At 65.9% G+C, this 15,486-nt stretch carries 13 protein-coding genes; 2 read left to right on the top strand and 11 right to left on the bottom strand.

Annotated elements, in window-relative coordinates; all coding sequences use genetic code 11:
* Positions 1–69: 69 nt before the first annotated feature.
* The 11 genes from lpxD to rpsB form a co-directional block, all read right to left on the bottom strand.
* Positions 70–1,149, bottom strand: coding sequence for a UDP-3-O-(3-hydroxymyristoyl)glucosamine N-acyltransferase (gene lpxD / locus H0X95_RS01965; RefSeq protein WP_059720679.1), 1,080 nt, complete (start codon positions 1,147–1,149; stop codon positions 70–72).
* 16 nt (positions 1,150–1,165) lie between these two features.
* Positions 1,166–1,663 (bottom strand): OmpH family outer membrane protein, encoded by a 498-nt coding sequence (locus tag H0X95_RS01960; RefSeq protein ID WP_006495557.1) that lies wholly within the window; start codon positions 1,661–1,663, stop codon positions 1,166–1,168.
* Between the two features lie 64 nt (positions 1,664–1,727).
* A complete protein-coding gene (bamA, locus tag H0X95_RS01955; RefSeq protein ID WP_006493237.1) occupies positions 1,728–4,037 on the bottom strand; it encodes an outer membrane protein assembly factor BamA in 2,310 nt (769 codons plus the stop codon).
* A 61-nt stretch (positions 4,038–4,098) separates the two neighbouring features.
* Positions 4,099–5,469 carry an RIP metalloprotease RseP gene (rseP, locus tag H0X95_RS01950; protein WP_048989268.1) on the bottom strand — a complete coding sequence of 457 codons (1,371 nt, stop codon included), beginning with the start codon at positions 5,467–5,469 and terminating at the stop codon, positions 4,099–4,101.
* An 11-nt stretch (positions 5,470–5,480) separates the two neighbouring features.
* Complete coding sequence (locus tag H0X95_RS01945; RefSeq protein WP_006483824.1) at positions 5,481–6,677, bottom strand: 1-deoxy-D-xylulose-5-phosphate reductoisomerase; 1,197 nt, start codon at positions 6,675–6,677, stop codon at positions 5,481–5,483.
* Between the two features lie 15 nt (positions 6,678–6,692).
* The gene (locus H0X95_RS01940) at positions 6,693–7,514 is read right to left on the bottom strand and encodes a phosphatidate cytidylyltransferase (RefSeq protein ID WP_006483814.1); all 822 of its coding nucleotides are present in this window, start codon (positions 7,512–7,514) and stop codon (positions 6,693–6,695) included.
* Positions 7,508–8,290 carry a polyprenyl diphosphate synthase gene (gene uppS / locus H0X95_RS01935; protein WP_006478494.1) on the bottom strand — a complete coding sequence of 261 codons (783 nt, stop codon included), beginning with the start codon at positions 8,288–8,290 and terminating at the stop codon, positions 7,508–7,510. Before uppS ends, H0X95_RS01940 begins: the two co-directional genes overlap by 7 nt.
* A gap of 49 nt (positions 8,291–8,339) precedes the next feature.
* Complete coding sequence (gene frr, locus H0X95_RS01930) at positions 8,340–8,900, bottom strand: ribosome recycling factor (RefSeq protein ID WP_006483822.1); 561 nt, start codon at positions 8,898–8,900, stop codon at positions 8,340–8,342.
* 104 nt (positions 8,901–9,004) lie between these two features.
* Positions 9,005–9,718 carry a UMP kinase gene (gene pyrH / locus H0X95_RS01925; RefSeq protein ID WP_006402648.1) on the bottom strand — a complete coding sequence of 238 codons (714 nt, stop codon included), beginning with the start codon at positions 9,716–9,718 and terminating at the stop codon, positions 9,005–9,007.
* A gap of 156 nt (positions 9,719–9,874) precedes the next feature.
* On the bottom strand, positions 9,875–10,756 hold the full coding sequence (gene tsf, locus H0X95_RS01920) for a translation elongation factor Ts (RefSeq protein WP_006483826.1): 882 nt from the start codon (positions 10,754–10,756) through the stop codon (positions 9,875–9,877).
* Positions 10,757–10,918: 162 nt separating this feature from the next.
* Positions 10,919–11,659, bottom strand: a complete 741-nt coding sequence (gene rpsB, locus H0X95_RS01915) for a 30S ribosomal protein S2 (RefSeq protein WP_006483818.1) — start codon at positions 11,657–11,659, stop codon at positions 10,919–10,921.
* Between the two features lie 377 nt (positions 11,660–12,036).
* Between rpsB and map the strand changes: the two genes are divergently transcribed.
* Together map and H0X95_RS01905 are read left to right on the top strand one after the other, a co-directional pair.
* Positions 12,037–12,852, top strand: a complete 816-nt coding sequence (gene map / locus H0X95_RS01910; protein ID WP_006483813.1) for a type I methionyl aminopeptidase — start codon at positions 12,037–12,039, stop codon at positions 12,850–12,852.
* Positions 12,853–12,900: 48 nt separating this feature from the next.
* Positions 12,901–15,477 carry a [protein-PII] uridylyltransferase gene (locus H0X95_RS01905; protein WP_006483828.1) on the top strand — a complete coding sequence of 859 codons (2,577 nt, stop codon included), beginning with the start codon at positions 12,901–12,903 and terminating at the stop codon, positions 15,475–15,477.
* The last annotated feature ends 9 nt before the right edge of the window (positions 15,478–15,486 follow it).

Raw genomic sequence — 15,486 nt, 5'->3', positions numbered from 1 at the left:
CGCGGCCCAGTCTGGCAAACCGGGCCGGTTGCGCTGGCCGTGCCCGGTTCGTGGTCTCGCATGATGCGCTCAGGCGTGGGTGCCGCCCTGGGCGGCGAGCGCGGCTTCGAGCGCCTTGATGCGCTCGCGCAGCTTGTCGAGGTTGCGCACGAGCGCGGCGCTCTTGTTCCATTCGCCGTGGTCGACGGCCGGGAACGCGCTGGTGTAGATGCCGGCTTTCGGCAGCGACTTCGATACGCCCGACTTCGCGGTGATGATCACGTAGTCGCCGAGCGTCACGTGGCCGGCGATCCCGGCCGCGCCGCCGATCATGCAGTGGCGGCCGATCGTCGTGCTGCCCGCGATGCCGGCGCTGCCGGCGATCACCGTATACGCGCCGATCCGGCAGTTGTGGCCGATCTGGACCTGGTTGTCGATCTTCACGCATTCCTCGATGACGGTATCCGCCATCGCGCCGCGATCGATCGTCGTGTTCGCGCCGATTTCGACGTCCGGGCCGATCGTCACGCCGCCGACCTGCGGGATCTTGACCCAGCTGCCGGTGCGCGCGTCACCGTCGCCGACGAAATCCGGTGCGAAGCCGAAGCCGTCGGAGCCGATCACGGCGCCCGCATGGACGATCGCGCGTGGGCCGACCTTGCAGCCGTGGTACACCGATGCGTTCGGATAGAAATGGGAGTCGGCGCCGATCGTCGTGCCGCGGCCGACGAATACGTTCGCGTCGAGCTGCACGCCGTCTTCGATCACCGCGCCGGCCTCGATCGTCACGTGCGGGCCGATCACCGCGGTCGCGGCGACCGTCGCGGCCGGATCGATCGTCGCGCTCGGATGCACGCCGGCCGCGCGCGGCGGCGTGGCCAGATCGATGAACATCTGCGCGACGCGCGCGAAGTACGCGTACGGATTCGGCGTCACGATGAAATTGCGACCGGCGGCGGCCGCGCCCAGCTTTTCCAGATCCTTCGGTGCGATCAGGACCGCACCGGCACGGGTCGATTCGACCTGCGACAGGTACTTCGGGTTCGCGAGGAACGCGAGCTGTTGAGGGCCCGCCTGGTCGAGCGGTGCGAGCCCGCCCACCTTGCACTGTGCGTCGCCGGCGATCTCGCCGCCGAACCGTTTTACGAGTTCCTCAAGCGTCAATGCCATTCGTCGTCTGCTCCGTTCAGTTCGTCGAGCCGGACGCGAGCGCCTTGAGCACCTTGTCGGTGATGTCGATGCGCGGGCTGACGTACACGGCTTCCTGCACGATCAGGTCGTAATTCTGCTGCTCGGCGATCTGCTTGATGACCTTGTTCGCCTTGTCCAGCACGGCCGCCAATTCTTCGTTGCGACGCTGGTTCAGGTCTTCGCGAAATTCGCGCTGCTTGCGCTGGAAGTCGGTATCGAGCTGCGCCAGATCACGCTGCTTCTGCGCGCGATCGGCCGCCGACAGCGACGTGCCGTTCTTGTCCAGCGAATCGGACATCGACTTCAGGCGTGCCGCCAGGTCCTGCAGATCCTTGTCACGCTTCGCGAACTCGGCTTCGAGCTTCGTCTGCGCCGCCTTCGCGGGTGCCGACTCGCGCAGGATCCGATCCGAATTGACCGCCGCGATGCGGGCGACGTCCTGTGCGTGCACCGTTGCCGCGCCCAGGGCCAGCGCAACGGTCAGCGCGCACATCACTCGTTTCGAAAACTTACCGGTTAGCAAAATTACCCTCTCGTTGCTGTTGTCATGCGTTCGTTCAGAACGCCGTCCCGATCTGGAACTGGAATTTCTGGTACTGGTCGCCTTCGTGCTTCTGCAGCGGGAAGCCGAGGCTCAGCTTCAGCGGGCCGATCGGCGAGATCCACGCGAGACCCACACCGTAGCCGTAGCGCAGGCCGTTGGCGCCCGTACTCGTGCCGCCCGGCGCGTTGCCCCACACGTTACCGCCGTCGAGGAACGTGAACACGCGCAGCGTGCGGTCGTAACCGGTGCCCGGCAGCGGGAACGTCAGCTCGATGTTGCCGACCAGCATCTTCGAACCGCCGATCGGGTCGTTCGTCTTCGTGTCGCGCGGGCCCAGCGAGCTCGGCTCGTAACCCCGCACGGAGCCGATACCGCCCGCGTAGTAGTTCTTGAAGATCGGGTACGGGTTGCCGATACCGTTACCGTAGCCGCCTTGCAGGTTCAGGCCCAGGATGAAGCCGCGCGAGAACGAATAGTAGTACTGCGCCTGCAGGTCGGCCTTGTAGTACTGGATCTTGCCGACCGGCACGCCGTATTCGATGTTCGCCTGCGTGAAGTAGCCGCGGCTCGGAATCAGCGCGCTGTCACGCGCGTCGCGCGACCATGCCACCGTCAGCGGCACCGTGTTCGACACGCGGCCGAACTCGTTCACGTAATCCTGGTAGCTCTGCGGCGTGTTCGAATCGACGTCGAGGCGGTTCTGCTCGAAGCCCGCACCGAAGTACACGGTGTCGACTTCCGAGAACGGAATGCCGAACTTCAGGTTGCCGCCCGCGCTGATGATCCGGAAGCTCGAGCTCGTCGAGTAGTAAAGCGGCTGGTACGTGCGGTAGTAGACGTCCGTGATCCGCTTGATGCCGTCGACCGTGAAGTACGGGTCGACCTGCGTGACGGTCAGCGTGCGGTAGCTCTTCGCGGTGTTGACGTTCACCGACAGGCTCGTGCCCGAACCGAACACGTTGTCCTGCGACACGCCGGCCGACAGCACGACCTTGTCCGTCGACGAGAAACCGGCACCCAGCGTGATCGCGCCGGTCGGCTTTTCGTCGACCTTCACGTTCACGTCGACCTGGTCGTTCGTGCCGTCGACCGGCACCGTCGTCACGTCGACGTTGGTGAAGTAGCCGAGGCGGTTCACGCGGTCCTTCGACAGCGCGAGGCGGTTCGAGTCGAACCACGAGCTTTCGAGCTGGCGCATTTCGCGGCGCACCACTTCGTCGCGCGTGCGCGTGTTGCCGACCACGTTGATGCGGCGCACGTACACGCGGCGGCTCGGATCGACGACGAGGTTCAGGTTGACCTTGTGGTTCGCCTGGTCGATGTCCGGCTGCGCGTTGACGGTCGCGAATGCGTAGCCGTATTCACCGAGCTTGTCGACGATCGACTTGGTGGTCTGCTGCAGCTTTTCGGCCGAGAAACGGTCGCCCGGCTTGATCTTGATCAGCTTGTTGAGTTCGGCCTCGCGATCGAGCAGATTGCCCGACAGCTTGATGCCCGACACCGTGTACGGCTCGCCTTCGTGCAGCGTGACCGTCAGATACATGTCCTTCTTGTCCGGCGAGATCGACACCTGGGTCGACTCGATGTTGAACTCGAGGTAACCGCGGTTCAGGTAGTACGAGCGCACCGCTTCGAGGTCGCCCGTGAGCTTTTCCTTCGAGTACAGGTCGTTCTTCGTGTACCAGGAGAACCAGTTCGGCGTCGACAGCTGCATCTCGTCGCGCAGCGTGCTGGTGCTGAACGCCTTGTTGCCGATGAAGTTGATCTGGCGGATCTTCGCGCTCGGGCCTTCGGCCACCGCGAACAGGATCGACACGCGGTTCGCGTCGACCGGCGTGATCGTCGTCTTGACCTCGGCCGCATAGAAGCCGCGCGTCAGGTACTGGCGCTTGAGCTCCTGCTCCGCCTTGTCGACGAGCGCCTTGTCGTAGTAGCGGCCATCGGCGAGGCCGACCGCGCGCAGCGCCTTCGTCAGGTTGTCCTTGTCGAATTCCTTCGTGCCGGTGAAGTCGATCGACGCGATGGCCGGACGCTCCTGCACCTGCACGATCACGACGTTGCCCTGCGTGGCGATGCGCACGTCGTTGAAAAAGCCCGTCGCGTACAACGCGCGGATTGCTTCGGATGCCTTGTCGTCCGTGAAGGTATCGCCCTGCTTGATCGGCAGATAGGCGAACACCGAACCCGCTTCGACGCGCTGCAGCCCCTCGATCTTGATGTCTTGCACCACGAACGGTGCCGCTGCATGCGCCGCGAGGCCGTGCGCGGCGAGCGCGGCCGCTGCAACTGTCTTAGGTACAAAGCGATGAGGTTTGAACAACATGCATCCCCAATATTTAGCTGCATCAAATCGGGCGGCTGGCCAGCGGCCGCCGCCTGACGCTTCAGAAATGGATTAACCGAGCCAGATCGTTGAACAGCGCGATCGCCGACAATGCGACGATGCAGATCAACCCGGCTCTTTGCAGAATCAGCTGCCAGCGCTCCGAGACGGCTTTCCCGGTCGCGGCTTCAACCGCATAATATAACAGATGCCCCCCGTCCAAAACGGGAATCGGCAACAAGTTCAGGACGCCAAGGCTAATGCTGACAAGGGCGAGGAACGACAGGAACGCCGACGGACCGAGCCGCGCGCTCTTGCCTGCGTAGTCGGCGATCGTCACCGGGCCGGACAGGTTCTTCAGCGACGCGTTGCCCGTGATCATCCGCCCGAACATCTTCAGCGAATACACGGAAATGTCCCACGTGCGGTGCGCGCCGAGCCGCAGGCTCTCGATCGGCCCGTAGCGCACGTCCACCGACGGCGCGTGCATCGACAGCGCCGCGCCGATGCGGCCGACCTGCTGCCCCGATTCGTCGTCGCGCTGCATCTGCGGCACGATCGCGACCGTCTGCGCGGCGCCGTTGCGTTCGATCTGCAGGTCGAGCGGCTTGCCCGCATGGTGCTTCACCGTGTCGATGAAGCGCGACGCGCCGCCGATCGGCTTGCCGTCGAGCGCGACCAGCTTGTCGCCGACCTTCAGGCCGGCCTGTTCCGCCGCGCTGCCCGGCTGCACCGACGCGACCGACAACGTGCCGCCGCCGGCCTCGAAGCCCAGATGGGCCATGAAGTCGTCGTCGAGCTGGCTGTCGGGTACGTTGCGGAGATCGACGCGGAAATCGAACGTCGCATTGCCGTCGCGCGCGCCGAGCACGACCTCGCGATGGTCGAACGCGGCCGACAGCAGCTTCCAGCGCAGGTCCGACCACGATCGCACCGGTTCGGACTCGCCGCCCTGCGCATTGCGGATCGACACGACCGTCTCGCTGCCGTCGAAGCCCGCGCGGGCCGCCGCAGTGCCGGCAGCCGGCGGCGCGACGATCGCGGTCGGTTCGGTCACGCCGGTGGCGAATACGAGGGAGAACAGCGCGATTGCCAGCAGGAAGTTCGCAATCGGCCCGGCCGCGACGATCGCGATGCGCTTGTAGACCGACTGGCGGTTGAATGCCTGGCCGAGCACCTCGGGCGGAATGCCGGGGCCCGGATCGCGCTCGTCGAGCATTTTCACGTAGCCGCCGAGCGGCAGCGCGGACAGCGTCCACTCGGTGCCCGTCCGGCGGCTGACCCAGCGCGCGACGGGCTGGCCGAAGCCGATCGAGAAACGCAGCACTTTCACGCCGCACCAGCGCGCGACGCGATAATGTCCGTACTCATGCACGACGACCAGTACCCCGATCGCCACCGCAAACGCGACCAGTTCGACCAGCACGTTCATGAGCACCCCATTCAGACAGTACGCTCCACGCGTGGCGCAGGCGCTTTCGCAATGATCGCGGCGGCGAGGCGGCGAGCCTCGGCATCCGCCGCGAGGACGTCGTCGAGCCCGTCGGGCGCGCGGTTCGGCAGCGTGTTGAGCACGGCGTCGACCGTCGCCGCGATCGCCATGAAGCCGATCCGGCGCTCGAGAAATGCTTCGACCGCGACTTCGTTCGCCGCGTTCAATGCGGCGCTCGCAATACCGCCTTCCTCGAGCGCCTTCAGCGCGAGCGCGAGGCACGGGAAGCGCGCGTAATCGGGCTTCTCGAACGACAGCTGGGCGATCTGCGCGAGGTCAAGCTGGTCGACGCCCGCGTCGACGCGCTCGGGAAACGCAAGCGCGTGCGCGATCGGCGTGCGCATGTCGGGGTTGCCGAGCTGCGCGAGCACCGAGCCGTCGCGGTACGACACGAGCGAATGGATCACGCTCTGCGGGTGGATCAGCACGTCGATCCGGTCGCCGGGCAACCCGAAGATCCAGTGCGCCTCGATCACCTCGAGGCCCTTGTTCATCATCGTCGCGGAATCGACCGAGATCTTGCGGCCCATCACCCAGTTCGGGTGCTTGCACGCTTCGTCCGGCGTGACGTCGACCAGCGTGGCCGGTTCGCGCGTACGGAACGGGCCGCCCGACGCGGTCAGGATGATCTTCGAGATCCCGCCGTGCTCAGCCGCGTCGCGCGGCATGCACTGGAAGATTGCGTTGTGTTCGCTGTCGACCGGCAGCAGGATCGCGCCATGGTCGCGTACGGCGTCCATGAAGATCGCGCCCGACATCACGAGCGCTTCCTTGTTCGCGAGCAGGATCCGCTTGCCGGCGCGTGCGGCCGCCAGGCTCGGCGCGAGGCCGGCCGCGCCGACGATCGCCGCGACCACCGTGTCGCAGCCGTCGCTCTTCGACACGTCGACGAGCGCCTGCGGCCCGTGTAGCACGACCGTCTTGCTGCCGGCCGCGCGCAGTTTGGCGTCGACGTGCGCGGCCGTCGCGGCATCGCCGACCACCGCCACTTCAGGCGCGAAGCGCAGACACTGCTCGACGAGCTTGTCGCCGTTGCGGTGCGCGGTCAGCGCATAGACCGAGAAGCGCTCGGGATGGCGCGCGACCACGTCGAGCGTGCTGTCTCCGATCGAGCCCGTGGAACCGAGCAATGTCAGACGTTTTTGCATAACAGGAATAATGGTTTAACCAAGCAGCAGCATCGCGAGCGGCAGCACCGGCAGCAGCGCGTCGACACGATCGAGCACGCCGCCGTGGCCCGGCAGCAGTCCGCTCGAATCCTTCACGCCCGCCTGCCGCTTCAGCAGCGACTCGAACAGGTCGCCGATCACGCTGTACGCGACCAGCAGCGTCAGCGCGGCCCACGCGCCGGGCATCCCGTAGCGCATGGCGAATGCAGAAAACAGGGTCGGTTCGAACGCATGCACGGCCATCGCGACACCGGCGACGACCATCACCGCGAACCAGCCGCCGATCGCACCCTCCCAGCTCTTGCCGGGGCTGATCGTGATGGCCAGTTTACGCTTTCCGAAGGCCTTGCCCGCGAAGTATGCGCCGATATCGGCCAGCCAGACGACCAGAAGCAGCGACAGCACGAACGGCACGCCCTGCGCGCGGGCTGCCACGAGCGCATGCCAGCAGGCGGCGAACACGACGAGGCCGGCGGCCAGCAGGAACGGCCGCCACACGCCGCCCGCGAGTTCGGGCTTGCGCCGCAGCGCGAACGGGCCGACCAGCAGCCAGAACACGCCGGCCGCCATGAAAAGGGGACGGGACGATGCCGCATCGACGCCGAGCGGCGCGGTGGCCGCGAGCGCGAGCGCCGCGACGAGCGCATAGACGACCGGGCCGGCGCCGCCGAGCTTGAGCAGGCGCGCCCACTCCCACGCGGCGAACACGAGCACGACGCCGATCAGCGCACCGAACCCGGCGAGCGGCGCGAACAGCGTCACCGGCAGCAGCACTGCCAGCATCACGATCGCCGTGATCACACGGGTTTTCAGCATGAAAGGGAGTCGGCGTTCTGCGATTGCGGTTCGAGCTGCGCACTCGTGCGCCCGAAACGGCGCTCGCGCTCGGTATACGACGCCATCGCGTCGGCCAGTGCCGCGCCGTCGAAATCCGGCCAGTACTTGTCGGTGAAATAGAATTCGGCGTACGCGAGCTGCCACAGCAGGAAGTTGCTGACGCGCTGCTCGCCACCGGTGCGGATGAAGAGATCGGGCTCCGGCGCATAGGCCATCGCCAGGTGCGGCGCGAATGCATCCTCGGTCACTTCGACCTCGCGACCTTCGCGCACGGCCTGCTCGACGAGCTTCTTCGTCGCCTGCAGGATGTCCCACCGGCCGCCGTAGTTGGCCGCGATGGTGAGCGTCAAACGGGTATTGCGCGCCGTCTTGGTTTCGGCGCGGCGAATCAGTTCGCGGATGCGCGGCTCGAAACGGTCGAGATCGCCGACGACACGCAGGCGGATCCCGTTCGCATGCAGCTTGCCCACTTCGCGCTCGAGCGCGGTGATGAACAGCCGCATCAGGAACGACACTTCGTCGTTCGGCCGGCGCCAGTTTTCCGAACTGAACGCGAACAGCGTCAGGTACTCGACGCCGGCGCGCGCGCAGCCTTCGACCACCGCCCGCACGGCATCGACGCCGCGGGTGTGCCCCGCGACGCGCGGCAAGCGGCGTTCGGTCGCCCAACGGCCGTTGCCGTCCATGATGATCGCGATGTGACGCGGCACGACGCCGACGTCAGGCACGCGAACGGTAGAGCTGGTATAGGTCATGGCCGTTGAGACAGTAATGCGGGAAGAAGGCGGCGCGCGAGGACGGTCGTCAGACCGTCATGATCTCGGCTTCCTTGGTCTGCACGAGCTTGTCGACTTCGGCAACGTGCTTGTCGGTCAGCTTCTGCACGTCGTCGCTCGCACGGCGCTCGTCGTCTTCCGAGATTTCCTTGTCCTTCACGAGCTTCTTCAGCGCTTCGTTCGCGTCGCGGCGCAGGTTGCGGATCGCGACCTTGGCCGTTTCGCCTTCGCTCTTCACGACCTTGGTCAGCTCGCGGCGGCGCTCTTCCGTCAGCGCGGGCATCGGCACGCGGATCAGGTCGCCGGCCGTTGCCGGGTTCAGGCCCAGATCGGCTTCGCGGATGGCCTTCTCGACCTTCGCGACCATGTTCTTTTCCCACGGCTGCACGCCGATCGTGCGCGCGTCGACGAGCGTCAGGTTCGCGACCTGCGAGATCGGCACCATCGAGCCGTAGTAGTCGACCTGCACGTGATCGAGCAGACCGGTGTGCGCACGGCCCGTACGGATCTTGGCCAGATCGTTCTTGAACGCTTCGATCGAGCGCTGCATCTTTTGCTCGACGCCCTTCTTCACATCAGCGACACTCATTTCAACCTCCGAACCTTCAAACCTTCAAAGAACGCGGGCCCCGCCCGGCGCATGTCGCGCGCCGCGGCCGGCAACCCGCGCCGGTCGCCCGCATCCGCGGGAGTTTACACGTGGACGAGCGTACCTTCGTCCTCGCCCAGCACGATGCGCTTGAGCGCGCCCGGCTTGTTGATCGAAAACACGCGAATCGGCAGCTTCTGGTCGCGGCACAGCGCAAACGCCGTCGCGTCCATCACCTGCAGGTTGCGGCTGATCGCCTCGTCGAAGCTGATCGTCGTGTAGCGCGTGGCCGACGGATCCTTCTTCGGATCGGCAGAATATACGCCATCGACCTTGGTCGCCTTCAGCACGACTTCGGCGCCCACTTCCGAGCCGCGCAGCGCGGCGGCGGTATCCGTCGTGAAGAACGGGTTGCCGGTGCCGGCCGCGAAGATCACGACGCGGCCTTCCTCGAGCTGACGGATCGCGCGGGGCCGGATGTACGGCTCGACGACCTGGTCCATGCGCAGCGCGGACTGCACGCGCGCCTCGATGCCCGCGTGGCGCATCGCGTCCTGCAGCGCCAATGCGTTCATCATCGTCGCCAGCATCCCCATGTAGTCGGCCGTCGCGCGGTCCATGCCGGCCGCGCCGCCCGCGACACCGCGGAAAATATTACCGCCACCGATCACGACCGCGAGCTGCGTGCCGAGACGCACGACTTCGGCGATATCGGCCACCATCCGTTCGATCGTCGCGCGATTGATGCCGAAGGCATCGTCGCCCATCAGCGCTTCGCCGGAGAGTTTGAGGAGGACGCGTTTATAGGCATTGGACATAGGGGCTTCCGAGCGACGAGAGGATGACAACCACGAACTGTAGGGGCGAAATACTGATTCGGGCAAGCGCCGCCGACCGGACCGGGGTTCCCGGCCGGCCGGCGACGCCGCCGGCCGCGGCGGAGCGGACGCCCGCCGCGGATACTGCCTGACTGCTTACTGCTGCTTTGCTGCTGCGACTTGCGCGGCCACTTCGGCGGCGAAGTCGTCCTGGCGCTTCTCGATGCCTTCGCCGACGACGAACAGCGCGAACTTCTGCACCGCCGCATTCGCTGCCTTCAGCATCTGCTCGATCGTCTGCTTGTCGTTCTTCACGAACGTCTGGTTCAGCAGCGACACTTCCTTCAGGTACTTCTGGACGCTACCGTCGACCATCTTCGCGACGATTTCGGCCGGCTTGCCCGATTCCGCGGCCTTCTGCTCGGCCACGCGGCGTTCCGTCTCGATCAGTTCCGCCGGCACGTCGGCCGACGACAGCGCGACCGGCTTCATCGCCGCGATGTGCATCGCGACGTCCTTGCCGACCTGCTCGTCCGCGCCCGTGTACTCGACGATCACGCCGATACGCGCGCCGTGCAGGTACGTCGCGATCTTGTTCGCGGTTTCGAAACGGACGAAACGACGGATCGACACGTTCTCGCCGATCTTGCCGATCAGCGCGAGGCGGACTGCGTCGACGGTCGAGCCGTCGAGCGGCAGCGCCGACAGCGCGGCCACGTCGGCCGGGTTCTGCGTCGCGACGAGTTCCGCGACCGTCTTCGAGAATGCGAGGAAGTCGTCGTTCTTCGCGACGAAGTCGGTTTCGCAGTTCAGCTCGACCAGCGCGCCCGCGTTGCCGCCGACGAACGAGGCGACGACGCCTTCAGCCGTCACGCGCGATGCGGCCTTGCTCGCCTTGTTGCCGAGCTTGACGCGCAGCAGTTCTTCAGCCTTGGCCAGATCGCCGTCGGCTTCCGTCAGCGCCTTCTTGCACTCCATCATCGGTGCGTCGGTCTTCGCGCGCAGTTCTGCCACCATGCTTGCGGTAATTGCCGCCATCATTCGCTCCTTGAGTCTGTATTCACAACGCCGCCCGCTTGGACGCGAACGGCCGAGATTCGTTTCCGGACCCGCGCCGATTCGGCGCGATCAGGTCCGGCGCACAAGCTTAAAAAAAGGGGGCCTGTTGAGAGCCCCCTTTTTGCGCCGGCTCGGGGCCAGTTACGCGTTTTCCTCGACGTACTCGTCGTCGCCGCGTGCGGCCTGGACCACTTCGTTGACCGCGTTCGCACGGCCTTCGAGGATCGCGTCGGCCACGCCTTCGGCGTACAGCGCGACTGCCTTGCTCGAGTCGTCGTTACCCGGGATCACGTAATCCACACCTTCCGGCGAGTGGTTCGTATCGACCACGGCGATGACCGGCACGCCCAGCTTGTTCGCTTCCGTGACGGCGATCTTGTGGTAGCCGACGTCGACAACGAAGATCGCGTCCGGAATGCCGCCCATGTCCTTCACGCCGCCGATCGACTTCTGCAGCTTGGCGATTTCGCGTTCGAACAGCAGCGCTTCCTTCTTGCTCATCTTCTCGAGCTCGCCCGCCTCGACTGCCGCTTCCATGTCCTTCAGGCGCTTGATCGACACCTTCAGCGTCTTGAAGTTGGTCATCATGCCGCCGAGCCAGCGTGCGTTGACGTACGGCATGCCCGCACGTTGCGCTTCCTGGGCGATCGTGTCACGCGACTGGCGCTTCGTGCCGACGAACAGGATCGTGCCGCGGTTCGCTGCCAGCTGGCGCACGTACTTCTGTGCGTCCGTGAACATCGGCAGCGTCTTTTCGAGGTTGATGATGTGAATCTTGTTGCGGTGACCGAAAATGAACGGAGCCATCTTCGGGTTCCAGAAGCGCGTCTGGTGACCGAAGTGGACACCCGCTTCCAGCATTTGGCGCATCGTAACTGCCATGTAAATTCTCCACGAGGGTTGGGTCTTAAGCCGGCTGCCGTACCGCCGCGCGAACCCGCCACGAAGGCGTGAATTCCGCACGGACGGCACCCTGGTTGCGCCGGCTTGCGATTCGGCACGCGCAAAACGCCCGTGCCGTAAGCCTTTCACCGCGATGCCGCCCCAACTTGGGGCAAATTCGGCATTTGGATATCGACTTAGCCAAAGAGTATAGCACGCGGATTTGTCCGCTCTCAAGTCGCTCGGCACTTTCGCTTGCCGCGCGGCAGCGGGCCGGGCAATCCGCGAAAACCCGCATCCGCGCGGCCCGCAGGGGCTGCGAGGCCCGCCATAAGGTGCGATAATCCGTCAATTCACCGCATTCCAGGCATACCTCGATGGCTATTACGCTCAAAAACGAACACGATATCGCGGAGATGCGCGTCGCCTGCCGTCTCGCGAGCGAAGTGCTCGACTTCATCACGCCGCACGTCGTCGCGGGCGTCACGACCGCCGAACTCGACCGCCTCTGCCACGAGTTCATGCTCAACGAGCAAGGCACGATCCCCGCGCCGCTGAACTACCAGCCGCCCGGCTATCCGCCGTACCCGAAGGCCACCTGCATTTCGGTCAACGACGTGATCTGCCACGGCATTCCCGGCGAGAAGGTGCTCAAGAACGGCGACGCGCTGAACATCGACATCACCGTGATCAAGAACGGCTATTTCGGCGACACCAGCCGGATGTTCATCGTCGGCGAGGGCTCGATCCTCGCGAAGCGCCTCGTGCAGACCACCTACGAATGCATGTGGCTCGGCATCGACCAGGTCAAGCCCGGCGCGCATCTCGGCGACATCGGCCATGCGATCCAGAAGCACGCGGAGGCGCAGGGCTACAGCGTCGTGCGCGAATATTGCGGCCACGGCATCGGTACGGTGTTCCACGAGGATCCGCAGGTCGTCCACTACGGCCGTCCGGGCACCGGCATCGAACTGAAGGCCGGGATGATCTTCACGATCGAGCCGATGATCAACGCCGGCAAGCGCGACATCCGCACGATGCCCGACCAGTGGACGGTCAAGACCCGCGACCGCAGCCTGTCCGCGCAGTGGGAGCACACGGTGCTCGTCACCGAAACCGGCTACGAAGTGCTGACCGTGTCTGCCGGCACGCCGGCGCGCCCGGTGTTCGCACAGCCGGCCGCCGCCGTCTGAGCGCCGTCGCGCCCCGCCCGCCCCACTTTCGCACCTGAACGGCCGCCCATGAGCGCTCACGCTGCCCCCTCGCCCGAAGCGCTGTCGCGGCGCGCCGAATTCAAGGCCGCCAAGACGGAGATGCTCGAGCGCTTTCGCCGCGCGGCGAACGTCGCGTCGCTGATGCACGCGCTGTCGAAACTCACCGACGATGCATTGAAACGCGTGTGGGACGACTGCGGACTGCCCGCGACGCTCGCGCTCGTCGCCGTCGGCGGGTACGGGCGCGGCGAGCTCGCGCCCTATTCCGACGTCGACATCCTCGTGCTGTTGCCGGATGCGCACGACGCGGCGCTCGACGCGCGCATCGAGCGCTTCATCGGCATGGCGTGGGATCTCGGCCTCGAGATCGGCAGCAGCGTGCGCACGGTCGCGCAGTGCATCGAGGAGGCGTCGCAGGACGTCACGGTGCAGACCTCGCTGCTGGAAGCGCGCCGCATCGTCGGCAGCACCGCGCTGTTCGAGCGCTTCACCGTGCGCTACCACGAAGCGCTCGACGCCCGCGCGTTCTTCACCGCGAAGGTGCTGGAGATGCGCCAGCGCCACGCGAAGTTCCAGGACACGCCGTACAGCCTCGAACCGAACGTGAAGGAAAGCCCGGGCGGGCTGCGCGACCTGCAGACGATCCTGTGGATCGCGCGCGCGGCCGGCTTCGGCAGCAGTTGGCGCGAACTCGACACGCGCGGCCTGATCACCGACCGCGAAGCGCGCGAGCTGCGCCGCAACGAAGGGTTCCTGAAGACGCTGCGTGCGCGGCTGCACGTGATCGCCGGGCGTCGCCAGGACATGCTCGTGTTCGACCTGCAGACGCAGGCCGCCGAAAGCTTCGGCTACCAGCCGACGCAGGCCAAGCGGGCGAGCGAGCAGCTGATGCGTCGCTACTACTGGGCCGCGAAAGCGGTCACGCAGCTCGCGACGATCCTGATCCAGAACATCGAGGCGCAGCTGTTCCCCGCGACGAGCGGCATCACGCGCGTGCTGTCGGCCGATCGCTTCGTCGAGAAACAGGGGATGCTCGAGATCGTCGACGACGGCGTGTTCGAGCGCCATCCCGACGCGATCCTCGAAGCCTTCCTGCTGTACGAAACGACGCGTGGCGTGAAAGGCCTGTCCGCCCGCACGCTGCGCGCGCTGTACAACTCGCGCGAGATCATGAACAACGCGTGGCGCCGCGATCCGCGCAACCGCGACACGTTCATGCGGATCCTGCAGCAGCCCGAAGGCATCACGCACGCGTTCCGGCTGATGAACCAGACGAGCGTGCTCGGCCGCTACCTGCTGAATTTCCGTCGCATCGTCGGGCAGATGCAGCACGACCTGTACCACGTGTACACGGTCGACCAGCACATCCTGATGGTGCTGCGCAACATCCGCCGCTTCGCGGTAGCCGAGCATGCGCACGAATACCCGTTCTGCAGCCAGCTGATCGGCAACTTCGAGCGCCCGTGGGTGCTGTATGTCGCGGCACTGTTCCACGACATCGCGAAGGGCCGCGGCGGCGACCACTCGACGCTCGGGATGGCCGACGCGCGGCGCTTCTGCCGCGAGCACGGCATCGCCGGCGACGACGCGGCGCTGATCGTGTGGCTCGTCCAGCATCACCTGACGATGAGCCAGGTCGCGCAGAAACAGGACACGAGCGACCCCGAAGTCATCAAGCGCTTCGCCGAGGTCGTCGGCAACGAGCGGTATCTCACCGCGCTCTACCTGCTGACCGTCGCCGATATCCGCGGCACGAGCCCGAAGGTGTGGAACACGTGGAAGGGCAAGCTGCTCGAGGATCTGTACCGCATCACGCTCGCGGTGCTCGGCGGCGCGAACCCCGACGCGCATTCGGAGCTGAAGTCGAGACAGGAGCAGGCGCTCGCGCTGCTGCGCCTGGAAACCGTGCCCGACGATGCGCACCGCGCGTTGTGGGATCAGCTCGACGTCGGCTTCTTCCTGCGTCACGACGCGGCCGACATCGCATGGCAGACGCGTGTGCTGTACCGGCACGTGAACGCCGAAACCGCGATCGTCCGCGCGCGGCCGTCGCCGATCGGCGACGCGCTGCAGGTGCTCGTGTACGTGAAGGACCGCCCCGACCTGTTCGCGGGCATCTGCGCGTATTTCGACCGCAACGGGCTGTCGGTGCTCGATGCGCGCGTCAGCACGACGCGGCACGGGTATGCGCTCGACAACTTCATCGTCACGCAGACTGAGCGCGACGTGCGCTACCGCGACATCGCGAACCTCGTCGAGCAGCAGCTCGCGGCGCGGCTCGCCGAAACCGCCCCGCTGCCGGAACCGTCGAAGGGCCGCCTGTCGAGGCTGTCCCGGACGTTTCCGATCACGCCGCGCGTCGACCTGCGGGCCGACGAGCGCGGTCAGTACTACATCCTGTCCGTGTCGGCCAACGACCGGCCGGGCCTTCTCTATTCGATCGCGCGCGTCCTCGCCGAACATCGGATCGGCGTCCATGCGGCGCGGATCAATACGCTCGGCGAGCGCGTCGAAGACATCTTCCTGCTCGCGGGTGCCGGCCTGTCCGATAACCGCCTGCAGATCCAGCTCGAAACCGAATTGCTGCGTGCGATCGCAGTCTGAATGAATCCC

This window comes from Burkholderia sp. 9779_493 (genome assembly GCF_015712215.1).
GTDB classification, from domain to species: domain Bacteria; phylum Pseudomonadota; class Gammaproteobacteria; order Burkholderiales; family Burkholderiaceae; genus Burkholderia; species Burkholderia cenocepacia.
The sequence above is the reverse complement of the archived record's forward strand: the minus strand, read 5'-3'. Positions and strand labels throughout refer to the sequence as shown.